This window comes from Levilactobacillus zymae DSM 19395 (genome assembly GCF_001434115.1).
Lineage (GTDB): Bacteria > Bacillota > Bacilli > Lactobacillales > Lactobacillaceae > Levilactobacillus > Levilactobacillus zymae.
Genome location: NZ_AZDW01000014.1, coordinates 38,981 through 63,705 on the forward strand (window position 1 = coordinate 38,981; position 24,725 = coordinate 63,705).

Genomic DNA, 24,725 nt, shown 5'->3' on the forward strand with positions numbered 1-24,725 from the left:
TTAAGGGGCAACGCTAAAGGCGCTCACCCCTAATCACACTAGGAATGAGCGCCTTTCTAACAATTTCATAACATGGGACTAACCTAGAGAATCCAACAATTCCGGCGCAGTCAGAAACGGGCGGGCACGGATTCAAGCCCCACACACACCGGATCTTGAAGGCCGACCTTTGTCTAGGCCAGCACAACAACACACTGGCCAAGACAAATTTCGCCCCTGAGCCCATTTCTGACTACCCCTCCAGCTCACACTAGTCATCAAAACCATTCAAACAGATTTTCTTCAACTAGTCACAATCATTTTGATCAGTACGCTAATTTTAGACTAACCTGCTGCCAAGTTTCCCTTACTGCTTCGCCGTTGGCTGGTCTTCTTCGGTCCGTTTCCGGTCGCGTTCTAGGACGGGCTTGAGGTACTGACCCGTGTAGCTGTTGGCGACCTCGGCCAGTTCTTCCGGCGTTCCCGTGGCGACCACGTTTCCGCCGGCTTCCCCACCCTCGGGACCTAAGTCGATCAGGTGATCCGCCGTCTTGATAACGTCCAGGTTATGTTCAATGACCAGCACCGTGTTGCCCTTGTCGACCAAGCGGTGCAGGACCTCCAGCAGCCGTTTGATGTCGTCGGTGTGTAGCCCGGTCGTGGGTTCGTCCAAGATGTAAAAGTTTTTCCCGTTCTGCTGCTTGTGCAGTTCGGAAGCCAGCTTCATCCGTTGTGCTTCCCCACCGGACAGGGTCGTGGCGGGTTGCCCCAACTTGACGTACCCCAAACCAACGTCCTGGATGGTTTGCAGTTTGCGGGTAATCTTGGGGATAGCGTCGAAGAACTTCAGGGCTTCGCTGACCGTCATGTCCAAGACGTCGGCGATGTTCTTCCCCTTGTATTCGACTTCCAAGGTTTCGGAATTGTACCGCGTCCCGTGGCAGACTTCACACGGCACGTAGACGTCGGGTAAGAAGTTCATTTCGATCTTCAAAATCCCGTCGCCGTGGCAGGCCTCACAACGGCCGCCCTTGGTGTTGAAACTAAAGCGGCCCTTCTGGTAGCCCCGCAACTTCGCGTCGTTGGTCTGCGCAAACAGACTTCGAATATCATCGAAGACCCCGGTATAGGTAGCTGGGTTACTCCGTGGCGTCCGGCCGATTGGACTCTGGTCGATGTCGACCAGCCGCTCGATGTTCTTCACGCCCGCGATACTCTTGTATTTCCCGGGTTTTTCGGAGTTATGGTTCAGTTTCTGGGCCAAGGCCCGTTTCAAAATCGTGTTGACCAACGTAGACTTCCCGGAACCCGAAACCCCGGTCACCACCACGAACTCGCCTAACGGAAAGTCGACGGTGATGTCCTTCAGGTTGTTTTCCGCGGCGCCGGTCAGCCGAATCGACTTGCCGTTACCGGTCCGCCGTTCGAGCGGTACGGGAATGTACTTCTTGCCGGAGAGGTATTGGCCGGTCAAGGACTTCCGTGACCGCATCACCTGCTTCGGCGTTCCGGCGGCCATCACCTGGCCCCCGTTTTCCCCGGCCCCCGGGCCAATGTCGACAATGTAGTCGGCGGCGCGCATGGTGTCCTCGTCGTGTTCAACCACGATCAGGGTGTTGCCCAAGTCACGCATCTGTTTGAGTGAGGCAATCAACCGGTCGTTATCCCGCTGGTGTAACCCGATCGACGGTTCATCCAGGATGTACAGCACCCCGGACAGGTTCGAGCCAATCTGCGTGGCCAGCCGAATCCGCTGAGCTTCCCCACCGGACAGGGTCCGCGCCGAACGACTCAACGTCAGGTAATCCAAGCCCACGTTGCGCAGGAAGGTCAGCCGGTCCCGGATTTCCTTTAAAATCGGTTGGGCGATGACGGCATCCTGTTCACCAAAGCTCAGGTCCATGAAGAAGTGCAGTTCCTTGTCAACGGGTAAATCGGAGACCTGCCCGATGTGCTGCCCGTTAATTTTGACACTCAGAGCCTTCTCGTTCAGCCGGTAACCGTGACAGGTGTGGCAGGTCAGTTCGGTCATGTACTTGCGCATCACGTCGCGGGTAAAGTCACTATTGGTTTCGTGGTAACGCCGGTTGATGTTCGGCACGACCCCTTCAAAGGCCACGTCCACGTCCCGCACGCCACCGAAATCATTTTCGTAGTGGAAATGGAACTCTTTACCTTGTGAGCCGTACAGTACCAAGGCCTGGTCCGTCTTTGACAGGTCCTTGAACGGCGTATCCATGTCCACGCCAAAGGCCGCGCAGGCTTGTTCCAGCAAGGCCGGATAGTACTGCGAGCTGATCGGGTTCCAGGGCTCTAGGGCCCCTTCTTTTAACGTCTTAGTCTTGTCGGGCACCACCAGGTCGAGGTCAACTTCTAACTTGACCCCCAACCCATCACAGTCGGGGCAGGCCCCGAACGGTGCGTTAAAGGAGAACAACCGCGGTTCGAGTTCCCCGACCGTAAAGCCACAGACCGGGCAGGCGTAGTGTTCCGAGAACACCATGGGATCACCGTCGATCAAGTCGGCGATGGCGTACCCGCCACTCAACCGTAAGGCGGCCTCAAACGAGTCAAACAGCCGGGAGCGAATCCCCTTCTTGACCACGATTCGGTCGATCACGATGGCAATGTTGTGCCGCTGGTTTTTGTTTAATTCCGGCACGTCGTCGAGGTCTTGGGTCTCCCCGTCGACCCGAACGCGCACGAAGCCTTCGCGCCGAATCTTTTCAAAAATTTGTTTGTGTTGGCCCTTCTTGTCCCGCACGATGGGCGACAGGACCTGTAACTTGGTCCGTTCGGGCAGTGCTAGGACCTGATCGACCATCTGTTCCACACTCTGGCTGGTGATCTTGGTGCCGTCGTTAGGACAAATTGGCGTCCCCACCCGGGCCCACAGCAGGCGCAGGTAGTCGTTGATTTCGGTCACGGTTCCCACGGTCGACCGTGGGTTCTTCGAGGTGGTCTTCTGGTCGATGGAAATTGCCGGACTTAACCCGTCGATCGAGTCAACGTCGGGCTTATCCATCTGGCCCAGAAATTGCCGGGCGTAGGACGAGAGACTTTCGACGTACCGCCGTTGACCTTCCGCGTACAGCGTATCGAAGGCCAACGAACTCTTCCCGGAACCGGAGAGGCCACTAATGACCACCAGCTTGTTCTTGGGAATCGTCACGTCAATGTTTTTTAAGTTATGGGCGCGTGCGCCGTGAATCACAATTTTATCGTTGTTCAAATTCGCCTAACTCCTTATCACTAGTCGCCAATCTCCGTCTTCATATCCATGATGGTATCCCGTAATGACGCCGCTTGCTCGAAGTCCAATTTCTTGGCCGCCGCGCGCATCTCGTCTTCCAGGCGGGCAATCAGCTTTTCTTGATCGTCCTTATCCATGTCCTCGAAGTCGTTGGCCACAAAGTCATCGCTTTCCCCGCTGTCGTCACTCTTCTTGGTGACGGCGATTAGGTCCCGAATTGGCTTAATAATCGTCTTGGGCGTAATACCGTGCTTTTCGTTATAAGCCATCTGAATCTTCCGCCGCCGCGCCGTCTCGTCAATGGCGGCCTGCATGGATTCGGTGACACTGTCGGCGTACATGATGACCGCCCCGTGCGAGTTTCGCGCCGCCCGACCGATGGTTTGAATCAACGACCGTTCGTTACGCAGGAAGCCTTCCTTGTCGGCATCCAAAATGGCGACCAACGAGACTTCGGGAATGTCGATTCCTTCCCGCAACAGGTTGATGCCGACCAACACGTCGTACTTGCCCAAACGCAGGTCCCGCATGATCTGGGTCCGCTCCAACGTCTTGATGTCGGAGTGCAAGTAGGCCACCTTGATGCCCAAGTCCTTGAGATAATCGGTCAAGTCTTCGGCCATCTTCTTGGTCAACGTGGTAATAAACGTCCGTTCGTTGGCGTCGATGCGTTTGTTGATTTCGCCCACCAAATCATCCATTTGCCCCATGATGGGCCGGACTTCAATGGTCGGGTCGAGTAAGCCGGTCGGCCGAATGATCTGTTGAACCACGTGGTTGGTCTGGGCCTCTTCGTAGGGTCCTGGCGTGGCCGACATGTAGATCACTTGGTTAACGTGCTGTTCAAATTCACTGAGTTTTAGCGGCCGGTTATCCAGCGCACTGGGCAGCCGGAAGCCGTAGTCCACTAATTGTTGCTTGCGGGCCTGGTCCCCGTTGTACATCCCCCGGACCTGCGGCATGGTAACGTGTGATTCGTCGACCACCAGCAAGAAGTCCTTGGGGAAGAAGTCCAGTAACGTGTACGGCGGTTCGCCGGCCTTACGACCATCCATCCAGCGCGAATAGTTTTCGATCCCGCTGGTGTAGCCCATTTCCCGCATCATTTCGACGTCATAGGTGGTCCGTTGCTTCAAGCGTTGGGCCTCCAGCAACTTACCTTGGCCCTCTAGCTCGGCTAAGCGGTCTTTTAACTCGCCCTCGATACCGGCCGTGGCCGTCGCCATGATGTCGTCGTTGGTCATAAAGTGGGTCGCCGGGAAGATGGCAACGTGTTCTCTGTCGCCCACGATTTCACCGGTCAACGCGTCGACTTCCCGAATCCGGTCGATCTCGTCGCCGAAGAATTCAACCCGTAAGGCCCGTTCATCCCGAGAAGCCGGGAAGATTTCGACTACGTCACCGTGGACCCGGAAGCGGCCCCGTTGAAAATCGTAGTCGTTGCGTTCAAATTGAATGTTGACTAATTTCCGGAGTAACGCGTCCCGTTCGATCTCCTGACCGACCCGTAACGAGACCACGTGGTTCTTGTATTCCGTGGGATCCCCTAATCCAAAGATGGAGGACACGGAGGCCACCACGATCACGTCGTTACGTTCCAGCAACGAACTCGTGGCCGAATGCCGTAACTTATCGATCTCGTCGTTAATCGAGGAGTCCTTTTCGATGTAGGTGTCACTAGACGGCACGTAGGCTTCGGGTTGGTAATAATCATAGTAACTCACAAAATATTCGACCGCGTTGTGGGGGAAGAACTGCTTGAATTCCCCGTACAGTTGGCCCGCTAACGTCTTGTTATGCGATAAGACCAACGTCGGTTTATTCACGTTCTTAATCACGTTCGAGATGGTGAAGGTCTTCCCCGTCCCGGTGGCCCCCAGTAAAATCTGGGCCTTTTCGTGGTCGTTTAAACCCTGGGTCAGCGCCTTGATGGCTTGGGGTTGGTCCCCCGTTGGTTGATAATCCGAAACCAGATCAAACTTCCGATCAGTCTGTCGATCGATCATGGCATGGTCCCTCCTTACCCGTTAAAAAATAGTTTTCAGCGAAAAAAATGGGAAACCTTCGCTTCCCATCACGTTCAAATATTCTACCACACCGAACATACTTTCGCTAGTTTGCCGCTTGGTCAAACTTGTGCTGATAAATGGTCACGTTGGCCGCCCGTTCGCCCCGCACCACCGTGGTGGTCTGCACCTTAGTCAGTCCTTGTTCCGCCCAGAAGGCCGGGGCTTGCCGATCCCCCATGAAGACGCTCAATTGAAGCTGCACGGCATCGGCGGCCCGCAGGGTTTGTACCAGACTCTGGTACAGCTCCCCTCGCCGTTGCGCACTCAGGGACTTGTCCGGTAACCATAACCCCAACCACACTAAGCTTGGTAGGGGGTAGTCGACGATCAGGTCAACGATCAGCACCAATTGGTCCTGTTCAAACACCCCGAGATAGGTTTTCTGGTCACGCGTGGCGTTCACCGGTACGTCGTCCACGTCCTGGATGGCTTCCTGACGGGTCACCGGGTGATCCTGGAAGTGACCGAAGTAGTCCGGGTGTTGTGCCTGAAACTGATAAATCAGGTCATCGTCGGCGTGGGTCAGTTCCCGCACCGTGGCGTCGGTCAATCGTTGGTTCCAAACCGTTGCTAATTCCATATTTTTAGTCCTCCGCTTGCGTTAATAGGTCGTTGGTCAGCGTTTCGAGCTTCTGTCGGTCGCTAAAGTCCGCCGACAAAAGTTCGGGCAAGACTTCCTTTAAGAAATACTGGACGCAGGCCAGCTGCTTGAATTTCAGAATCGTGGCCAGGCTTTCGCGGTAAATGTCGGTGTAGACCGGCTCCGGGTTCCCCTTTTGAATCTCACCGAAGGATTCGTACAGCAGGTCGACCTTATCGGCCACGGAGAGAATTTGCCCCTCTAGGGTGTCGTCCTTGCCTTCGCCCAAACGCCGGGCATAGGCGGCCTGAAATTGCTTGGGAATTTCGTTATGAATGAAGTTCGCGGTCAATGACTCCTCCACGTCAGCTAACATTCGCCGCAGTTCGGGCGTGGCGTACTTGACCGGCGTCTTGATATCGCCGATAAACCGCTCCGTATAGTCGTGATTCAACGCCTTTTCGTACAGCGAACGCCAATTGATTGCGTGACCGGCCTGTTCTTCGACGTCGCCCAAGAACTGCGCCACTTCGGCCACCTTGAACGAATGTGCCGCCACGGAATGTTGCTCAAACTTGAAGTAGCCCGGTGCCCGGTTGATGGTTTCCAGATCACTGAGACTCTGTAAAAATTGATTCATGCCCATTGCACTCAACTCCTTTGGGGCGGGGAATGCCCCCACCCAACATCTTAATTCTATCCTAGGCGATGTCCGCCGGGATTGCAAAAGTTCGGTGAGTTAAATTTTAAAAATCAGTCGGTGCCCTGGTCAGCCAAAAAAACGGAGGCGCCGTCTTGGCCGTCTCCGTTTCGTGGGTTGCTTAAATTAATCTTGCGTTGCCGCTTGGGACTTGAGCGTTTCCAGGTAGGCGAACGCGGCTTGTCCCGCCGTGCCGCCTTCCCCGACCGCCGTGGTGATCTGCCGCAAATCCTTTTGCCGCACATCCCCAATGGCGAACACGCCCGGAACGGCCGTGGCCATGTGATCATCGGTCTTGATCCAGCCCGCGTCATCGGTAATCCCTAAGCCCTTGAAGGCGTCGGTCATCGGTAAGGTCCCCACGTAAATGAAGACCCCACTCGCGTCGAGATGACCCTCTTCACCGGTCTGGTTATTATGCGTTGCCACTCCGGTGACCTTCATCTTGTCGCCTTGGATTTCCGTGACGTTGGTGTTCCAAACGAATTCGATCTTCTCGTTCGCAAACGCCCGGTCCTGCAAAATCTTTTGGGCCCGGAGTTGGTCGCGCCGCACGACAATGGTGACCTTAGACGCGATACCGGCCAAGTAAAGGCCTTCTTCTACGGCTGAGTCGCCACCACCGACAACCACGACTTCACGGTTCTTGAAGAACGCGCCATCGCAGACCGCGCAGTACGAAACCCCACGGCCACCGTATTCATCTTCACCCGGCACGCCGAGCTTCTTGTACTCGGAGCCGGTCGCAATCAACACGGCCTTGGCAGCGTAGTCCCCATCATCGGTCTTGACGACCTTGTGATCACCGTGATCTTCAATACGCTCAACGCTCCCGTAGGCGAATTCTGCGCCAAACTGGGTCGCGCCATCGTACATGTCCTTGGCCAAGTCGGGACCTAAGACGGACTTAAAGCCGGGATAGTTTTCAATCGCAGCGGTGTTGTTCATCTGCCCACCGTAGATTCCTCGGTCGAGCATCAGTACGGATAGGTTGGCCCGTGACGCGTAGAGCGCTCCAGTCATCCCACCGGGTCCGGCACCGATGACAATTACATCGTAAGTCTTCAAGTTAACAACTCCCCTTCATCCTGATTTGCTTGACCATTACTTTACTAGGAAAAAGTAAGTTTGTCACCTATTTTGACTTCGGTTGGTCTTCAGCATCGAGCCGCTTGCCCAGTTCCTTGATGTATTGGCGTAGTTGCGCCTTGGTTTCGGGGTGTTGCAAGCCGTATTCAATGTTGGTTTGCAGCCAACCGAACTTGTTGCCGACATCGTAACGTTTGCCCGTGTATTCGTGGGCGAAGACGCGTTGGGTCTTGTTCAGGTTGTCGATGGCGTCGGTCAATTGCAGTTCGTTACCCAGGCCGATCGGCGTATTTTCTAAGGCTTCGAAGATTTCCGGCGTGAAGAGGTAACGACCAATGATGGCCAGGTCACTCGGCGCCTCGTCCGGTTGTGGCTTTTCCACGAAGTTCGTGACGTTGTACAAGCCCGGCATGGTTTCTTCGGAAGGGTTGATGACCCCGTACTTGGCGGTGTCCTTGTGAGGGACCCGCATGACGGCCAACGTTGAGGCACCCGTCTGGTTGTACCGGTCGATCAGTTGCTTGGTCAACGGCACCTTGCTGTCCGTCATGTCGTCGCCCAACATGACCACGAAGGGTTCGTCGCCGATAAAGGCCTTGGCCGTTAAGACGGCGTCGCCCAGTCCCCGTGGGTAAGGTTGCCGGATGAAGTACAGGTTCATACCCGTGGTCTCTTGGACCTGCTTGAGCATCTTTTCCTTGTGCTTGGCTTCCAAGTTGGCTTCCAGTTCGGGGTTGGAGTCGAAATGGTCTTCGATGGACCGCTTGGACTTGCCGTCCACGACCACGATGTCTTCGATTCCGGAACGCCGGGCTTCCTCGACGATGAACTGGATCGTTGGCTTATCAACGATCGGTAACATTTCCTTGGCTAACGCCTTGGTGGCTGGTAAGAAACGGGTCCCGAGACCCGCCGCCGGGATAATAGCTTTTCTAACTTTTCTCATAAGAGCTTAAACCCTCCTCAAATTTTGACACACAACATTTTAAAACTCGGACCGACCCTCACGTTGCATCAGGTCGGAAATGGCCGTCTTGATGTCCTTGCCTTCGTAGAGCACCTGGTAAATGGCCTCCGTGATGGGCATCGAAACGCCCCGTTTTTGCGACAACTCGTAGGCGGCCTTAGTCGTGGCGAGTCCCTCGATCACCATCCCCATATGGCTGATCACGTCGTCCAACTTTTCACCGCGGCCGAGTTCGTCACCGGCCCGCCAGTTCCGCGAATTGGTACTGGTGGCCGTAACGATCACGTCGCCGACCCCGGACAGCCCAATGAAGGTCATCGGGTCCGCCCCGAAGGACGTCCCTAACCGGGAAATTTCGGCCAAGCCCCGGGTCATCAGCGCCGCCTTAGCGTTGTCGCCGTAACCTAACCCGTGTAATGCCCCGGCTCCTAAAGCGATGATGTTCTTTAAGGCCGCACCAATTTCCACCCCAATCACGTCGGAGTTGGTGTAGACCCGGAAATACGGCGTCATGAACCGCTTTTGCGTGTGCTTAGCGGCTTCCGGATTAGCACTGGCCGCCGTAATCAGTGTAATGTCGTGGCGTGCCACGTCCTCGGCGTGACTCGGCCCGGACAAGACCGTGACGGACTTGCGGTTAGCGGCCGGAATCTCTTCTTCCAAGATCTGCGAAATCCGCTTGTAAGTCTTCTGTTCGATCCCTTTGCTGGCGTGGATCAATTCCGGCTGTAAGTGCTTAGCGGCTAAAATACCGGCCACTTCATGGGCCACGGACCGCACGGCCTTAGTCGGTACTACGAACAAGATGGCGTCCACCCCGTCGAGGGCGCTCGCCATATCGGCGTAAGCCACCAGGGACTTGGAGAACGTAAAGTTCTTGATGTAATGACTGTTGGTGTGCTGGGTGTTTAATTCTTCAACCTGCTTGGGGTTGTAGGACCACAACCGCACATCGTGCCCATTTTCGTCTAAGACGCTGGCCAAGATGGACCCCCAAGAACCGGCACCCAGAACGGCAATTTTCTCTGACATAGTCTAGATTCTCCTTAATTAGAAAGTTTGGTTCGTTCACGGAACGGGTTACCGGCTAAGTAATCCGTTGGTGGCGTATTCTGACGTCGCCGGTAAACCCAAATAATGGCGGCGCCCACAAACAAAATCACGGATAAGAGTTGGGACACGCGAATCACGTTGCCCAACATTAAACTATCGGTCCGCATCCCTTCAATAAAGAAACGGCCCAACGAGTACCACATCACGTACCCCAGGAAGACCTCGCCCTGCTTGAAGAGTTGGGGATAGTGCCGCAAGCTCATCAGGACCACGAAGCCCAGTAGATCCCAGGTCGACTCGTACAAAAAGGTCGGCTGGCGGTAAGCCCCGTTGATGAACATCTGCTCCACGATAAAGTGCGGCAGGTGTAAGCCCTGCAAGAACGACAGGCTGGTGATACGCCCGAAGGCTTCCTGATTCATGAAGTTACCCCACCGCCCGATGGCTTGGCCCAAGATCACGGTCGGTGCGGCCACGTCAAGCATCAGCCACACGGGAATGAATCGTGAACGACAGAAGAAATACACCACCAGTCCGGCCCCAATCAGCGAGCCGTAGATGGCGATCCCCCCGTCCCAAATGGCGATGATCTCGCCGGGATGTTGACTGTAATACGGCCACTGAAAGGCCACGTAGTACAACCGTGCGGCAATGAGCGCCGCCGGTAGGGCCCATAAAATCATATCATAAATATCGTCGGGATTGATGCCCCGGCGCCGACCTTCCCGCACGGCCAGTAATACCGCCAGGATGACGCCGGAGGCAATGATCACCCCGTACCAGTGGACCTGAATGGGCCCTAAATGCATCGCAATCGGATTTAGGGCGGCTAAAAATGGTGTTACCGTCATTGCGTCCCTCCATCCTTTTGGGAATTTTGTTTGATCAAGCGGTTCAAGTTATCGTCAAAGACCTTGGTGGCGTCGTAGCCCATTGAACGGGCCCGGAAGTTCATGGCCGCCGCTTCGATAATGATGGCGAGATTCCGCCCGGTCTTGACCGGAATGGTAATCTTCGGCACCTCAACGTCAAAGAACTTCTGACTTTCGGTGTTGTTACCCAAGCGGTCGAAGTGGTTATCGTCGTGCCAGAGTTCCAGGTGAACGATCAGGTCAATGTCGGTCTCGCTCCGCACGGCCCCGGCACCGAAGAGGTTCATGACGTCGATGATTCCGATGCCCCGGATTTCCAACAAATGGCTCAGGATGGCCGGCGCGGCCCCGACTAGGGTCTGTTCGTCTTGTTGGTAAACTTCCACGCGGTCGTCGGCAATCAGCCGGTGGCCCCGTTTGACCAGTTCCAAAGCGGTTTCACTTTTGCCGACCCCGGAATCACCGGTAATCATGACCCCGACCCCGTAGATGTCGACCAGGACGCCGTGAACGGACTGCCGTTCGGCGAGCTTGCCTTCCAAGAAGTTGGTCATGTTACTCAGGACCCGCGACGTGGTCAGCTTGGTCCCCAGGATGGGAATCTGGGCTTCTTCGGCGGCCTGTTTTAATTCCTCCGGTGGGTCGAGCTGGGTCGACACCACGAACGCGGGGGTTTCGGGCTGACACATCTTTTGCATCACGTCTAATAACTGTTCGTGACTCATTCCCTTGGCGAACGAGGTTTCCGTGATTCCCAAGAGTTGAATTCGTTTGGCCGGGTAATAATTAAAGTACCCCGTCAATTCCAATCCGGGACGCGAAATATCGCTGGTCGTAATTTGCCGATTAAGGTCATCCTGACCGGAATAGACGTCTAATCGATTAGCCTTGACCAGGTCGGCGACTGTAACGCTTTCTGGCATGCGTGTTTCCTCCTAACTACATCATCTCATAAAACATACCCTAATTTTAGCACTTTAATGGGGCTTCTCCTATCAAATTCAATTCGTTACCGCGGCCGCTTTAAGAATCGTTGACCGGCTTAAGATAGCGCTTACTTAATGGTTCAGCCCTTACCCGGGGCTAGACACCCTACCCCCGGGCAAAGTGGTCACTGATAATGGCGTTGAACAGGGACATCACGATGGCGACAATCAGCGTCACGCCAAACGACGCAAAAGCGAAGTTACTCCCCACGAACCACGCGGTCAGTTCCAACATGATGGCGTTAAGCACCACACTGAACAGGCCCAGCGTCAAGATGGTAATCGGTAGCGACAACACGAACAAAATCGGTTTGACCACCGCGTTTAAAATCGCGAGCACCAAGCTGGCTAGTAGCGCAATTCCCACGCTCGACACGTAAAACGCGTGCTGGTAGCTCCCCGCCAGCGAACTCTGGAAGAAGCCGGCTAACGCCAGAAAGATCAGCGCATTTACTAAGATTCGGGTCCAAAACCGCATTTACTCACCGTCCTTATGGTGCACGTCGTGTTCGGTGACATCGTGAATCACTTTACGGTCGGCTTTAGGGTTGGTTTGTTGGCCGCCACGCCCGAAACCGAAGAGGTCACCGAAACTGGTACCGGTTGGTTGCGCGTCATCCAAGGGAATAAACGTCATTAAAATCACGTAGACCAATAGGCCCAATACCACGTGCATGAACGGAATGGAGATGGTCACGATTACGTAGATCAATCGCAATAGGTTGGCATTCCAACCGAAGTAATCGGCGATTCCCCCCAAGACCCCGCCGACTAACCGGTTGGTCCGGGAACGCACGAGTTTTTTCTTTGCTGCCATTGTCATGGCCTCCTTTAAGTCTGATTAAACTTGTCCTATTGGGAAAAGAATAACGAAAGCGGCCACTGAAAGCAAGTTTTCAGTGACCGCTGGTTTAAATCTTCAAATTTCGGTAAGAATTACGGACGGTGCTTCCTAGTTTTCCGTACCTTCACTGGCCGAGTTCAGTTCCACAATCTTACCGGAACGCAGGTAAATGATCCATTCACACACGTTGGTCACGTAATCGCCAATGCGGCTCAGGTCCTGCGCCACGTTTAAGTAAATCGACGCCCCCGTTTCAAAAGTCGCGTCCTGGCTCATCGCCCGGTAGCTCAAGTTCCGAACCTGGTGATTCAGGTGATCGAGTTGCCGGTCCACGTCAGCCAACGACCGGGCTTCGTGGTCGTCCTTATTCACGTAGGCCGCCAGCACGTCTTGCACCATCTTGGTGGTCATCTGGCCCATCTCAGCCATCAGCTGCTCCAGTTCCGGCACCTTTTGCTTTTCGCCCATCTTAATGGTCGAGTGGGCAATGTTGCGGGCGTGGTCCCCGGCGCGTTCCAAATCGGAAACGGCCTTTAAAATCGTCACGATTTCTCGTAAATCCGTGGTCACGGGCTGATACAGGGCAATCATTTCGAACGTCTTCTTCTCTAACGCAATTTCTCGTTCGTTGATGTCGTGGTCGTGGTCGATGATCGATTGAGCCGTGGTGGCGTCGCGTTCGATAAACGCGTTCACCGACTTCTGGATCACCTCGCTGACCAGCATCCCCATTTCCGTAAAGTCTGCATCCAATTCTGCTAATTCGTCATCAAATAACCGGCGCATCGGTCTACCTCCTATTATCCGAACCGACCACTAATGTAGTCTTCCGTTTGCTTCTTGGCTGGGTTCATGAAAATATTTTTCGTCTGATCCACTTCCACCAGTTCGCCGTTCATGAAGAAGGCCGTTCGATCGGCAATCCGCGAGGCCTGCTGGAGGTTGTGGGTTACTGTAATAATCGTATAATCGTGGCGTAAATTCAAGAGGGTCGCTTCAATTTGACTACTGGAGACCGGGTCCAAGGCACTGGTCGGTTCGTCCAGCAGAATAATCTCCGGTGACACGGCCAGGACCCGCGCGATGCAGACCCGTTGTTGTTGCCCCCCGGACAGAGCCAGGGCGCTTTCGTGCAAGTGGTCCTTGACTTCGTCCCACACGGCGGCCTGCCGCAAGGACTTCTCGACCACGGCGTCCAACTTTTCCTTATCGCGTTCCCCCGCGATGCGCAACCCGTAGATCACGTTATCGTAGATGGAGAACGGAAACGGGTTAGGTTGTTGGAACACCATGCCGATTTCCTTACGAATCTGAACCGTGTCGGCGTTGGGCGCGTACAGGTCTTCCCCTTTGAACTGTACGGTCCCCGTGATGGTGACCCCCGGAATCAAATCGTTCATCCGGTTCAACGTCCGCAGGTAGGTCGACTTCCCACAGCCGGACGGGCCAATCAACGCCGTAATCCCCTTTTCGTCAAAATTCAAATTAATTCCCTTCAGGGCTTCCTTACTCCCGTAATACAGGTGTAAGTCCTGGGTCGTTAAAATTTCCTTACTCATTCTTCCTCGCTCCTCGCTAACCAAAGTTCCCCGAAACATAGTCACTGGTGACCTGAACCTGCGGATTGGTGAAAATTTGGCTGGTAGTGTCGTATTCCAACACTCGTCCTTGATTAAAGAACGCCGTATATTCACTGATCCGCGCGGCCTGTTGCATGTTGTGCGTCACGATAATGATCGTGTAGTGCTGCTTTAGCTTTAACAACGTGTCTTCCAGTTGACTAGTCGACACGGGGTCCAGCGCACTGGCGGGTTCGTCCAACAGCAACACGTCGGGTTTTACGGCGATGGCTCGGGCGATACACAGCCGCTGCGCTTGACCCCCGGACAAGGCTAAAGCACTCTTGTCCAGTTCGTCTTTGACCTGGTCCCACAACGCGGCTTGGCGCAGCGAGGTTTCCACGATCTCGTCTAACTTATTTTTAGCGGTGATCCCCCGCAGACGCAAGGCAAACGCAATATTATCGTAAATCGATTTGGCAAACGGATTCGGCCGTTGAAACACCATGCCGATGCGACGGCGCATCTCGTAGACGTCGATGTCGGGTTGGTTGATGTCCACGCCCCGGTACATGATCCGCCCCTTGACCGTGGCGATGCGGTCGTTCATCCGGTTCAGTGACCGTAAAAACGTCGACTTGCCGGACCCGGACGCCCCGATCAACGCGGTGATCTGGTTGCGCGCAAACTTAAGGTCGCCTTCGGACAAGGCCTCCTTGTCGCCGTAAAAAACGTGGAGGTCTTCCGTCGACAACACAATGGGATGCTGGGCATCGCCGGGTTGAACGATGTGTCGTTCCGGCGTGGTGCCCGGCGTGGCAATATCACTACTCATAAACATACGCGTTCCTCCTTAGGCCGACGTTAGCCGTTTGTACAGCCGCTTTCCCAGGTACCGGGCGGCCAAGTTGAAGAGCAGAATGGCGATCACTAAGACCGCGGATGAGCCGGACGAAATCGCCTTGGCGTCCGGCATGATGCCTTCCGAGTTGATCTTCCAGATGTGGACCGCCAGCGTTTCGGCGGGGCGCATCGGGTTCAACGGACTGGAGATGTTGAAGGGATTCCAGTCCATGAAGTTTAACGCGGGGGCACTTTGGCCGGCCGTGTAAATCAACGCAGCGGCTTCCCCGAAGACCCGCCCGGCACTTAAGATCACGCCGGTCAGGATACTGGGGACCGCGGCGGGGAGAATCACCCGGGTGACGGTCTCCCACCGCGACAGGCCTAAGGCGAGGCCCCCCTCCCGTTGCTTATCATCAATGGTGTGCAGTGAATCCTCGATACTCCGAGTCAACAACGGTAAGTTGAAGAAGGTCAGCGCAAAGGCCCCGGATAGAATCGAGAAACCTAACCGTAACTTCACCACGAAGAACAGGAACCCGAACAGCCCAACTACTACGGAAGGCAGCGAACTGAGGATTTCGATCGCCGTGCGGACCAGGTTGGTCACCCAGTTGTCCTTGGCGTATTCGTACAGGTAAATCGCCGCCCCCAACGCGATGGGAAACGAGATCAACATGGCTAAAATCAAAAGGTAAAACGAGTTAAAGAGTTGGATGCCAATCCCGCCCCCCTTTAAGAAGGCTTTGGCGGGCGTGGTCAGAAAGTGCCAGCTGACTTTGGGCAGGCCGCTGACCAGGATGTACCCCACCAGGGCCAGTAAAATCAGGACCACGAGTCCGGCGATGCCGTACAGCACGCCGATGGCAATTTTATTTTGCACTTTAGAATTCATATTATTGGAGACGCCCCTTTCGACCAATCAACCGGATGATCAGGTTGAAGACCAACGACATCAGCAGTAAGACCAGGGCGAGCGACCACAGGGCGTTGTTTTGTAACGAGCCCATCACGGTGTTCCCAATCCCGGTGGTCAAGACCGACGTCAACGTCGCGGCCGGGTCGACCAAGGACTGCGGCATCAGCGCCGCGTTCCCGATGACCATCTGGACCGCCAACGCTTCACCGAAGGCCCGGGCCATCCCGAAGACCACCGCCGTCATCAGTCCCGGCGTGGCCGCACGCAAGACCACCTTATAGATGGTCTGCCATTGCGTGGCACCCAACGCCAGCGACGCTTCGCGGTAGTACCGCGGTACGGCGCGCAAGGCATCGGCACTCATCGACGTGACCGTGGGTAAGATCATCACGAACAGCACGCAGGTCCCGGACAAGATCCCGAACCCACTACCGCCGAAGACCGAGCGGGTGAACGGTACGACCACGCTTAACCCGATGAACCCGTAAACGACGGAAGGAATCCCCACCAGCAGTTCGGTCACGGGTTGTAAGATCTTAGCGCCCCGGTTCGGCGAGATTTCGTTCATGAAGACCGCCGTCCCGATGGCAAACGGCGTTGCCACAATGGCCGACAGCACCGTGATCAGAAACGAGCCGACGATCATCGACAGCGCCCCGACTTCGGGTTTGCCGTGCGCGTCCGTTAAGCTGGGATTCCAATTCTTGCCACTGAGGAAGTCCCAGAGATTGACGTGATTAGTGGTAAACGTGGCGAGCCCCTTGGAGGCCACGAACCCGATGATGGCGACCACGACGGCCACGATGAGGATCAGGGCGGAAAAACTCACGACCCGACCCCAGATTTCTAGCTTGGCCGCCTTGGAGCGGCGCTTTAATTCTTGTTCTAATTGTTCGGGTGATTTGGTCATGAGTGGGTCCCTCCAATCGGCGTAACCTGACCGTTAACGTCCCGCGTCACGTGCATCTGACTGGGTGACAGGTAGCCTAATTGGCGCACCAGCGTCTTTTGAATGGTCGGGGATTGCACGTAAGCGATAAAGTCCTTGGTCAGTCCCGTGGGTTGCCCCTTGGTGTACAGATGTTCGTAGGACCAGATTTTCCAGTGGTTATCAAGCACGTTGGCCTCGGTCGGCGCCACGCCGTTGAGACTCACGGCCTGGACCGCCTTGGTCACGTAGGAGAACGCCACGTAACTAATGGCGCCCGGCGTGGTCTGGACGATTTGCCGGACCATCCCCGAGGAATCCTGTTCCTGGGCGGTCTTCGCCTGGTGCCCGGCGATGCCGAATTGCTCGAAGGTCGCCCGGGTCCCACTACCTTGGGCCCGGTTGATCAGCACGATGGGCAGGTTTTTACCACCGACCTGTTTCCAGTTGGTGACCTGACCGGTAAAGACGGCCGTCAATTGCTTGGTGGTCAAGTGCGTGATGCCGTTCTTGCGGTTGACGATGGGCGTGATCCCGACCACCGCGACCCGGTGATCGACCAGACCCTTGGCCCGGATGCCCTTTTGTTCGGCCGCAAACAGATCGGAATCCCCAATCTGGACGGCGCCCTCCTGAATCTGACTCAACCCGGTCCCGGTTCCCCCACCCTGCACGTTGATAAACGTGCCCAGGTGGTCGGCCGTGTATTGTTCGCCAGCCGCTTCAACTAGGGGCTGTAGGGCCGTGGAGCCCACCGCCGTAATCGATCCGCCGGCCTGACTGACCTGGCGGGTCTGGTACGCAAAGATTCCCAGGGCTACTAAAATTGTGAGGAGTAAGCCCTGTAACCATCGTCGTTTTGTCATCCCGTTGTCCCTCCTATACCGACCGGTGTGGCCACCGCCGGTTCTCTCAATTGTCAGTATAGCGGGTCTTTGTAAATGTCATGTAGACGTATTGTAAAGGTTATGTAAATGTCCCTCAAAACGCCGATAACGCAAAAAAGCCGACCCGTCACGTCGACTTTACCTGCCTGTTCAATTAATGACGTTGGTGGCCGTTAGCCCGTAGCCTCGGGCGTTGTCGCCGGTGTGGTCCGCGGAAAGGTCAACGTCACGGTGGTCCCGACACCCAGTTCACTTTGCAAATCCAGCTTACCATTCAAGGCCTTCACCAGTTCACGCACGATGGCTAGCCCTAAGCCGCTACCGCTCACCCGTTGATTCGAGTGGGAGACGTCGGCGCGGTAAAAGCGTTCGAAAACGCGCAGCTGGTCCTGCTGTGAGATGCCGATCCCGGTATCGGCAATGGTCAACGTCCAACTGGTCGCCGTGGTGGCCACGCGCAACGTGACACTCCCCTGGGGGCGGTTGTACTTGATGGCGTTACTCAAAATATTTTTCACGATCTGGTCTAATTTACGCTGATCGGTCGCCGCGACAAAGTCTGCCGGAATCTGGTTATGGAGGGTGACCTGGTTGACCGCCGCTAAGGGTTCCAGTAGGTGAACCTGGGCGGCGAGTTGCTGGCCGACCGGTACCTGGTTGATTTCCACGGCGTTGCCCGATTCGATGTGCGAAATCGTCAGCACGTCGTTGATCAACTCCACTAGCCGGTCACTTTGCTGGTCGATAATCTTTAAGAACTCGACCAACTTTTCCGGATCGTCCTTGGCCCCCGCCAATAGCGTCTTGGCAAATCCGGCGATCGCCGTCACCGGCGTCTTGAGTTCGTGCGAGGCGTTGGACACGAAGTCCAGTTGCATCTGTTCGACCGCGTAGACCTCGGTCACGTCGTAGAGCAGGACCAGGACCTGGAAGAAGTCTTGTGAGGTAGCCGTGTAGACCACCTGCACGTCGACGGTCCGCTCGTTAGGCGTACCCGGTAACTTCATCACCCGGTGTTGAGTCTGCCGCTCGCTTAAGGCTGTGTTAATCAGGCTCGCTAATTCGAACTGCTGCACGTCCTGGGTGAACGGGTGCCGGCGCGGTGAAATCTGTTGTTGTAAGAATTGCTCCATCGCCGGGTTGGCCAGTTCGACCTTGCGGTACCGGTCGATCACCATGACGCCGATGGGCAAATAGTCCAAGAGGGTCGCAAATTCTTGGTTTTGCCCGGCCATCTTCCGGCGGAGCTTGCGCTGGTGCGTTTGTAAATAGTTAATCTGCAACGCCAACTGGTAAAACGGATCGTGCGGCGACAACAGGACGTGAGCCGGGGCCTCGGCGTGGCGCATCTTTTCGACCTTGCGGGTCAGAATGGTGATGCGTTGTTGGGCCCACCGTTGATACCACAGCAGTCCCCCCCATTCAATCAGGGCAAACGACCACCCAATGATGAGGGCCACCCCAAAGCTATCCGGGCGCAGACACCAGACCAACAACGTGTTGATCAGTAGGAACACCACCCCGCTGACGCCCAGCATCTGCTTACTCATGGGGCGCCTCGAACGTGTACCCAAAGCCCCGTACCGTCTTTAGGAGTTGCGGGTGCTTGGGATCCGGTTCGATCTTTTCGCGTAAATGGGAGACGTGGATGTCGACCATCCGCGTCTGCCCACTATAGTCAAAGCCCCAGACGCCTTCCAGCAACTGCTCGCGGCTCCAGACCTTGCCGGGACGCTTGGCAAAGAAGAGCAGCAATTCAAATTCCTTGGGCGTGAGATCGATGGCCTGCTGGCCGCGTTTGACCTGAAACTTGTCCTGATCGATGCTCAGACCAGCGATGTGGATCACGTGCCCGTTGTCCACGGGGGCTTTCGGCGCCGCATCGTCGTGATACCGCCGCATGACGGCCTTCATCCGGGCCAACACCTCGCGCGGACTGAACGGCTTGGTAATGTAATCGTCGGCACCGAGTTCCAGGCCGACCACGGTATCGAACTCACTGGTCTTGGCCGTGATCATGATGATCGGCGTCTTGATTTTTTCCTGCCGCAACCGCTTGGTGACCTCGACCCCGTCTAGCTTCGGTAACATCAAATCTAACAAAATCACATCAAATTGTTCGTGTTCCGCCAGCTTTAAGGCCTGTTCCCCATCAATGGCCGTGACCACCTGATAATCCGCTTGTTCCAGATTATATTGTAATAGCGTCACAATCGCTGGCTCGTCATCCACGACTAGCACTCTACTCATGATTTACCCCTCCTGATCTCTGAATAGAACTATTCCGATTTCGTGTGGTGCCCCGGAATAAATGGCCGTTTCCGTTACTTTTAAGTCGCCTGCCATGTTACGGACCCGTAAATGGCAGTAGGTTGGATTGATTAACAACGCCTCGTAAAAGGCGGTTTCACTGTTAACCGCACGGTGGTTACATTCCAGAATAATGTCTCCCGCCGCTAGATCCAGCTTCATTGCGGGCGTGCCCGGTCGAATCGCTAAGACCCGCACCCCATCGTCTACTTGAGAATACCAAAAGGATTGCCGTTGGTCATAACGTTTTGCTCGCCATAAACAACCCCCGTAACAAACCAGCAGGATGACTAAGACCGCTGGTAAGTCTTGGGGCCGCCAGAACAGCCAGCCCATGGCTAACAACGCCAGACCGGCCAGACCCACCAGATGATGCGCTAGGCGTTGGTAGACCACCTTAGGCTGTTCCCGAAAGACCGTGAACCGCACCCCCAACAGCAAGGGTAAGATCATCACGGCAAAGGAATGGCCATGAAGCGTCAGCATCGGCCAGAAACGCCAGGTGCTACTGAACCAGTCGCCCGGAACCAGCGTGACTAACGGGACCACCAAGAGTTCGCGCCAGGGATAACCAGCAATCCGCTTGCCCCGTTGTTTGGCGTAAATCCGAGGACTGGCAAACCGACCACCGTAATGGACGATCCAGTGCCCCAAGGCTAAGAAGACCAGCACCAACAGCCAAGCAAAGCTGCCAGCTGGCACGGCGCCCCAACTGAGGCCCAGAGGTTTCAGGTCGATCGCCGGGATGAGCTGGGGTCCCAGATAGGTGGTCACTAAGGTACTGACCACTAAGAGGGTGACCGGTAACAGCGTGGTCGGTAGGGTGATCAACGACACGAAGGCCAAAGCCTCGTAGACCAAGACCCAGACCAACGGTAAACTGACCCCCACGATCAGGTTGACTACCGATAAGCCCACGCCCAACACCAGGCCCTGCGTCAACATGTGCCGCAACTCATAATGGTCGCTATAGACCGCGCTACTAAAGTCATGTCGTTCGCGCTTGATGCGCGCACGACTGGTCAACCACGAGCGCAGAATGGCTAACCACAAGAGGGGCTGTAAGAAGAAACTGCCCAAGACGAACAATGTCCGCATGAAATCGACACCTTTCCAAAAAATAGCTGATTTCAGTATAGCATTAAACAAAAACGGGTAACACGTCATTCGCGTTACCCGTTCAATCATTATATTTATACTGACCCGTCACTCACTCATCGGTTCAGCCGTTAATCCGGATTCTTTTGACTCAATTGCCACTGCAGGTAAGCGTCGATAAACGGATCGAGGTCCCCGTCCATCACCGCTTGCCCCTGCGAAGTTTCGTAATTGGTCCGGTGATCCTTGACCATGGTGTAGGGATGGAAAACGTACGAGCGAATCTGGGAACCCCAACCAATGTCTAGCTGCACGCCTTCCAGCGCCGCCTTTTCCTTGGCCTTCTTCTCTTCTTCTAACTCGTATAATTTTGCCCGTAACATCGCCAGTGCCGTTTGCCGGTTTTGCAGTTGTGACCGTTGGGCCTGACTCTGCGTCACGATGCCCGTCGGCAAGTGGGTGATCCGCACGGCCGACGAGGTCTTGTTGACGTGTTGGCCCCCGGCACCGGACGCCCGGTAGACGTCGACCTTTAAATCGGCCGGGTTGATCTCTACGTCCACCGAGTCGTCGAGTTCGGGCAAGACGTCCACGGACGCAAACGACGTGTGCCGCCGTCCCGCTGAATCAAACGGTGAGATGCGGACTAACCGGTGCACCCCTTTTTCGGAGCGCAGGTACCCGTAAGCGTTGTGCCCGGTAATCAGTAACGTGGCGCTGCTCAGGCCCGCGACTTCACCGGCCTGGTAGTCCAACACCGTCACCTTAAAGTGGTGCTGCTCGCCCCAGCGGGTGTACATCCGCATCAGCATCGAGCCCCAGTCTTGGGATTCGGTGCCCCCCGCGCCGGGATGGATTTCCAAAATGGCGTTGTTGTGGTCGTACTTCTGGTTCAACAGCAGGTTCAACCGGTATTGCCGCAAGGCGTCTTGGACCTGCGCAAAGTTCTGCTCGAAATCGGCCTGCATGTCCGGGTCGGGTTCCTCGCTCAACAGTTCCACGGCCACGTCCAAATCATCGACCTGGTCGGACAGGTGCTGGAACTCCTCGACCTTTTTCTTCATCTCATTGGTTTCATCAATTAATTTTTGGGCTTTCTGGGGATCGTCCCAGAAACCTGGTTCGGCCATCTGGCCCTCGTTGACACTGATGCTTTCGTTTAGGGCATCAAAGTCAAAGCGACCCCCTAAAGCCGGTCAGTTGTTCGTGCATGGTTTGAATGGCGTGTTTGGCATCCGTTAATTCCATCGTATGGGCTCCTTTTAAGTTATTTTAAATTCTCTCAACTCAGTGTACCATCAATTTCCCGAGACATAACAAAACGAGGTTGGAAAATTTCCAGCCCCGTTTCGGCGGTCATTCAAACTTACCGCGTGATATTTTGACGAATTTCAGACTTCATGAACAACCGGGTAGCGTCGTATTCGATGTCGGAGATCATTTCTTCGAACATCCGGAACCCGTCTTGTTGGTATTCAACCAACGGGTTCAACTGACCGTAACCCCGCAACCCAATGGACTGCCGTAATTGATCCATGGTGTCGATGTGGTCCGTCCAGTGGGAGTCAACCACCCGCAGGATAACCACCTTTTCGAATTCCAGCATCTGGGCTGGATCGTAAAGTTGCTTGGACTTTTCGTCGTAGACCTTATTTGCCAGATCCATGAAGTAGTCCACGATTTCGTCGGCGGTCTTGTCCTTCAAGTCAGCCAAGCTGATTTGGTCGGGCGAAACCATAGCCGAAATCCCGAAGTCTAGTAAGGTATCCAAGTCCCAATCGGCCTGGTCGCCCTGGGTGTGTAAACTAACCACCCGGCTGACCGTCCGCTTGATCATTGGCATCAAGACCCACTTCAAGGACTTGTCTTCCTGGATGATCTGGTTCCGTTCACCGTAGATGACGTCCCGTTGTTGCCGCATCACATCATCGTATTGCAAGACGTTCTTCCGGGAATCGTAGTTATTCCCTTCGACCCGCTTTTGAGCAGATTCGACTTGCTTGGTGATCATCCGACTCCGAATCACGGCGTCTTCACCGTCCACGTTCATCCGTTGCAAGAAATCCTTGACCCGGTCGGAACCAAACCGCCGCATCAAATCATCTTCCAAGGACAGGTAGAATTGCGTCATACCAGGGTCACCTTGCCGGCCCGAACGGCCCCGCAGCTGGTTATCGATCCGCCGCGATTCGTGACGTTCGGTCCCAATCACGGCTAACCCACCAAGTTCAACCACGCCGGGGCCGAGTTTGATATCGGTCCCCCGCCCGGCCATGTTGGTGGCAATCGTCACGGCGCCCCGTTGACCCGCGTTTTGAATAATGTCGGCTTCCTTGGCGTGGTTCTTGGCGTTCAAGACCACGTGCGGGATGTTTTCGTTATCCAAACGTTGGGACAGGTATTCGGACGTTTCCACGGCCACGGTCCCAATTAACATCGGTTGACCCTTTTCGTGGAGGTCCTTGATTTCCCGGACAACGGCGTCAAACTTCGACTCCAACGTCGGGTACAACACATCGGGATGGTCGATCCGAACGACCGGTTTGTTGGTCGGCACGGAAATAACTTCCATGTTGTAGATTTCCCGGAATTCTTCGGCTTCGGTCTTGGCCGTCCCCGTCATCCCGGCTAACTTAGCGTACATCCGGAACAAGTTTTGGTACGTGATGTTGGCCATGGTCTTGGTTTCTTCTTGAATCTCGACGCCTTCCTTGGCTTCAATGGCTTGGTGCAACCCGTCAGAGTAACGCCGGCCTTCCATGACCCGCCCAGTAAAGGAATCAACGATCAAGACTTCACCGTCCTGGACCACGTAGTCCTTATCCCGCAGCATGATGAAGTTCGCCCGTAAGGCTTGATCCATATGGTGGGTTAGCGCCGTGTTGTCCGTGTCGTATAAGTTCTTCAAATTGAAGTACTTTTCGGCCTTTTCAATCCCCGTATCGGTCAACGAGACCGTCTTGGATTCTAGGTCGATCTTAAAGTCTTCTTTTTCGTGTAAGGTCTTCGCAAACCGGTCCACTCGCTTGTAGAGTTGACTCGTGCCCTCGGATTGACCAGAAATAATCAACGGCGTCCGGGCTTCATCAATTAAGATGGAGTCCACTTCGTCGACAATGGCGAAGTTTAATGGCCGTTGGACCATATCTTCTTTGTAAACCACCATGTTATCCCGCAGGTAATCGAACCCGATTTCCCCGTTGGTGGAGTAAGTGATATCGGCATTGTAGGCTTCACGTTTTTCATCCGGTGACTTTTCGGCGGAGTTCAATCCGACCGATAGGCCCATCCAGTTGTACAATTCACCCATTTCGGTGGCATCCCGGGCGGACAGGTATTCGTTAACCGTGACCACGTGGACCCCTTTACCGGCAAGGGCGTTTAAGTAAACGGGCATGGTCGCGGTCAAGGTCTTCCCTTCACCGGTCTTCATTTCCGCAATGTTCCCTTCGTGAAGCACGATTCCCCCCATGATTTGAACATGGAATGGGTACAAGCCTAAGACCCGGCGTGCCCCTTCACGACAAGCCGCGAAAGCTTCGGGCAGTAAATCGTCCAAGGTTTCGCCGTCTTGATAGCGCTTCTTAAATTCAGGCGTTTTAGCCTTCAGATCTTCGTCTGAGAGCTTTGAATATTCATCAGCGTAAGCGCCAACCTTATCCGCTAATTTACTGAGGCGTCGCAAAGTTCGTCGATCGCTTTCGACCCATTTCTTTAAAATGTTTGCCATGTGAGAATTCCCTTCAGTACTTCGTTTAATTAATCTATTTTAAGTTACCCATTCTTTTG

At 55.0% G+C, this 24,725-nt stretch carries 22 protein-coding genes; all 22 read right to left on the minus strand.

Annotated features, from left to right (window positions below):
• Positions 1-346: 346 nt before the first annotated feature.
• Complete coding sequence (gene uvrA, locus FD38_RS03345) at positions 347-3,211, minus strand: excinuclease ABC subunit UvrA (RefSeq protein ID WP_057731120.1); 2,865 nt, start codon at positions 3,209-3,211, stop codon at positions 347-349.
• A gap of 20 nt (positions 3,212-3,231) precedes the next feature.
• A complete protein-coding gene (gene uvrB / locus FD38_RS03350) occupies positions 3,232-5,238 on the minus strand; it encodes an excinuclease ABC subunit UvrB (protein WP_057731121.1) in 2,007 nt (668 codons plus the stop codon).
• Between the two features lie 106 nt (positions 5,239-5,344).
• Positions 5,345-5,881: a hypothetical protein gene (locus FD38_RS03355; RefSeq protein WP_057731123.1), complete on the minus strand. Its 537-nt coding sequence runs from the start codon at positions 5,879-5,881 to the stop codon at positions 5,345-5,347.
• 4 nt (positions 5,882-5,885) lie between these two features.
• Entirely contained in the window at positions 5,886-6,527 is a 642-nt protein-coding gene (locus FD38_RS03360; RefSeq protein WP_057731125.1) for an HD domain-containing protein, read from the minus strand.
• Between the two features lie 180 nt (positions 6,528-6,707).
• The gene (trxB, locus tag FD38_RS03365; RefSeq protein ID WP_083485258.1) at positions 6,708-7,649 is read right to left on the minus strand and encodes a thioredoxin-disulfide reductase; all 942 of its coding nucleotides are present in this window, start codon (positions 7,647-7,649) and stop codon (positions 6,708-6,710) included.
• A gap of 67 nt (positions 7,650-7,716) precedes the next feature.
• The gene (gene galU, locus FD38_RS03370) at positions 7,717-8,616 is read right to left on the minus strand and encodes a UTP--glucose-1-phosphate uridylyltransferase GalU (RefSeq protein ID WP_057731127.1); all 900 of its coding nucleotides are present in this window, start codon (positions 8,614-8,616) and stop codon (positions 7,717-7,719) included.
• A 39-nt stretch (positions 8,617-8,655) separates the two neighbouring features.
• The gene (locus FD38_RS03375; protein WP_057731129.1) at positions 8,656-9,669 is read right to left on the minus strand and encodes an NAD(P)H-dependent glycerol-3-phosphate dehydrogenase; all 1,014 of its coding nucleotides are present in this window, start codon (positions 9,667-9,669) and stop codon (positions 8,656-8,658) included.
• A gap of 14 nt (positions 9,670-9,683) precedes the next feature.
• Positions 9,684-10,541 (minus strand): prolipoprotein diacylglyceryl transferase, encoded by an 858-nt coding sequence (gene lgt, locus FD38_RS03380; RefSeq protein ID WP_057731130.1) that lies wholly within the window; start codon positions 10,539-10,541, stop codon positions 9,684-9,686.
• Positions 10,538-11,485, minus strand: coding sequence for an HPr(Ser) kinase/phosphatase (gene hprK, locus FD38_RS03385; protein ID WP_057731132.1), 948 nt, complete (start codon positions 11,483-11,485; stop codon positions 10,538-10,540). Before hprK ends, lgt begins: the two co-directional genes overlap by 4 nt.
• A gap of 169 nt (positions 11,486-11,654) precedes the next feature.
• The gene (locus FD38_RS03390) at positions 11,655-12,026 is read right to left on the minus strand and encodes a phage holin family protein (protein ID WP_057731133.1); all 372 of its coding nucleotides are present in this window, start codon (positions 12,024-12,026) and stop codon (positions 11,655-11,657) included.
• Entirely contained in the window at positions 12,027-12,365 is a 339-nt protein-coding gene (locus tag FD38_RS03395) for a PspC domain-containing protein (protein ID WP_057731135.1), read from the minus strand.
• Positions 12,366-12,500: 135 nt separating this feature from the next.
• Complete coding sequence (gene phoU, locus FD38_RS03400; protein ID WP_057731137.1) at positions 12,501-13,178, minus strand: phosphate signaling complex protein PhoU; 678 nt, start codon at positions 13,176-13,178, stop codon at positions 12,501-12,503.
• Between the two features lie 14 nt (positions 13,179-13,192).
• The gene (gene pstB / locus FD38_RS03405) at positions 13,193-13,951 is read right to left on the minus strand and encodes a phosphate ABC transporter ATP-binding protein PstB (protein WP_057731138.1); all 759 of its coding nucleotides are present in this window, start codon (positions 13,949-13,951) and stop codon (positions 13,193-13,195) included.
• Between the two features lie 16 nt (positions 13,952-13,967).
• Positions 13,968-14,786, minus strand: a complete 819-nt coding sequence (gene pstB / locus FD38_RS03410; RefSeq protein WP_057731174.1) for a phosphate ABC transporter ATP-binding protein PstB — start codon at positions 14,784-14,786, stop codon at positions 13,968-13,970.
• 18 nt (positions 14,787-14,804) lie between these two features.
• Positions 14,805-15,689, minus strand: coding sequence for a phosphate ABC transporter permease PstA (pstA, locus tag FD38_RS03415; RefSeq protein ID WP_057731140.1), 885 nt, complete (start codon positions 15,687-15,689; stop codon positions 14,805-14,807).
• A 1-nt stretch (position 15,690) separates the two neighbouring features.
• On the minus strand, positions 15,691-16,623 hold the full coding sequence (gene pstC / locus FD38_RS03420; protein WP_057731142.1) for a phosphate ABC transporter permease subunit PstC: 933 nt from the start codon (positions 16,621-16,623) through the stop codon (positions 15,691-15,693).
• A complete protein-coding gene (locus tag FD38_RS03425; protein ID WP_057731144.1) occupies positions 16,620-17,507 on the minus strand; it encodes a phosphate ABC transporter substrate-binding protein in 888 nt (295 codons plus the stop codon). The genes pstC and FD38_RS03425 overlap by 4 nt, the downstream gene beginning before the upstream one ends.
• Before the next feature lie 194 nt (positions 17,508-17,701).
• Positions 17,702-19,078: a sensor histidine kinase gene (locus FD38_RS03430; protein WP_057731146.1), complete on the minus strand. Its 1,377-nt coding sequence runs from the start codon at positions 19,076-19,078 to the stop codon at positions 17,702-17,704.
• The gene (locus FD38_RS03435; RefSeq protein WP_057731148.1) at positions 19,071-19,778 is read right to left on the minus strand and encodes a response regulator transcription factor; all 708 of its coding nucleotides are present in this window, start codon (positions 19,776-19,778) and stop codon (positions 19,071-19,073) included. The genes FD38_RS03430 and FD38_RS03435 overlap by 8 nt, the downstream gene beginning before the upstream one ends.
• Before the next feature lie 3 nt (positions 19,779-19,781).
• The gene (locus tag FD38_RS03440) at positions 19,782-20,936 is read right to left on the minus strand and encodes a PDZ domain-containing protein (protein WP_057731149.1); all 1,155 of its coding nucleotides are present in this window, start codon (positions 20,934-20,936) and stop codon (positions 19,782-19,784) included.
• 131 nt (positions 20,937-21,067) lie between these two features.
• Positions 21,068-22,184, minus strand: a protein-coding gene (gene prfB, locus FD38_RS03445) for a peptide chain release factor 2 (protein ID WP_147007844.1) whose coding sequence is annotated in 2 segments (ribosomal slippage) — positions 21,068-22,111 and positions 22,113-22,184 — 1,116 coding nt in all. Because the reading frame shifts where the segments join, the coding sequence is not laid out codon by codon here.
• Between the two features lie 118 nt (positions 22,185-22,302).
• Positions 22,303-24,666: a preprotein translocase subunit SecA gene (gene secA / locus FD38_RS03450; RefSeq protein ID WP_057731153.1), complete on the minus strand. Its 2,364-nt coding sequence runs from the start codon at positions 24,664-24,666 to the stop codon at positions 22,303-22,305.
• Positions 24,667-24,725 lie beyond the last annotated feature (59 nt).

Excerpts from the sequence above, each read along its gene's own strand:
- FD38_RS03375 (WP_057731129.1), bottom strand. The coding sequence starts at position 9,669 with ATGTCAGAGAAAATTGCCGTTCTGGGTGCCGGTTCTTGGGGGTCCATC.
- FD38_RS03440 (WP_057731149.1), bottom strand. The coding sequence starts at position 20,936 with ATGCGGACATTGTTCGTCTTGGGCAGTTTCTTCTTACAGCCCCTCTTG.
- FD38_RS03395 (WP_057731135.1), bottom strand. The coding sequence starts at position 12,365 with ATGGCAGCAAAGAAAAAACTCGTGCGTTCCCGGACCAACCGGTTAGTC.
- pstB (WP_057731138.1), bottom strand. The coding sequence starts at position 13,951 with ATGAGTAAGGAAATTTTAACGACCCAGGACTTACACCTGTATTACGGG.
- FD38_RS03360 (WP_057731125.1), bottom strand. The coding sequence starts at position 6,527 with ATGGGCATGAATCAATTTTTACAGAGTCTCAGTGATCTGGAAACCATC.
- FD38_RS03430 (WP_057731146.1), bottom strand. The coding sequence starts at position 19,078 with ATGAGTAAGCAGATGCTGGGCGTCAGCGGGGTGGTGTTCCTACTGATC.
- secA (WP_057731153.1), bottom strand. The coding sequence starts at position 24,666 with ATGGCAAACATTTTAAAGAAATGGGTCGAAAGCGATCGACGAACTTTG.
- pstB (WP_057731174.1), bottom strand. The coding sequence starts at position 14,786 with ATGAGTAGTGATATTGCCACGCCGGGCACCACGCCGGAACGACACATC.
- hprK (WP_057731132.1), bottom strand. The coding sequence starts at position 11,485 with ATGCCAGAAAGCGTTACAGTCGCCGACCTGGTCAAGGCTAATCGATTA.
- FD38_RS03435 (WP_057731148.1), bottom strand. The coding sequence starts at position 19,778 with ATGAGTAGAGTGCTAGTCGTGGATGACGAGCCAGCGATTGTGACGCTA.
- FD38_RS03390 (WP_057731133.1), bottom strand. The coding sequence starts at position 12,026 with ATGCGGTTTTGGACCCGAATCTTAGTAAATGCGCTGATCTTTCTGGCG.
- uvrB (WP_057731121.1), bottom strand. The coding sequence starts at position 5,238 with ATGATCGATCGACAGACTGATCGGAAGTTTGATCTGGTTTCGGATTAT.
- phoU (WP_057731137.1), bottom strand. The coding sequence starts at position 13,178 with ATGCGCCGGTTATTTGATGACGAATTAGCAGAATTGGATGCAGACTTT.
- pstC (WP_057731142.1), bottom strand. The coding sequence starts at position 16,623 with ATGACCAAATCACCCGAACAATTAGAACAAGAATTAAAGCGCCGCTCC.
- galU (WP_057731127.1), bottom strand. The coding sequence starts at position 8,616 with ATGAGAAAAGTTAGAAAAGCTATTATCCCGGCGGCGGGTCTCGGGACC.
- FD38_RS03355 (WP_057731123.1), bottom strand. The coding sequence starts at position 5,881 with ATGGAATTAGCAACGGTTTGGAACCAACGATTGACCGACGCCACGGTG.
- pstA (WP_057731140.1), bottom strand. The coding sequence starts at position 15,689 with ATGAATTCTAAAGTGCAAAATAAAATTGCCATCGGCGTGCTGTACGGC.
- FD38_RS03425 (WP_057731144.1), bottom strand. The coding sequence starts at position 17,507 with ATGACAAAACGACGATGGTTACAGGGCTTACTCCTCACAATTTTAGTA.
- lgt (WP_057731130.1), bottom strand. The coding sequence starts at position 10,541 with ATGACGGTAACACCATTTTTAGCCGCCCTAAATCCGATTGCGATGCAT.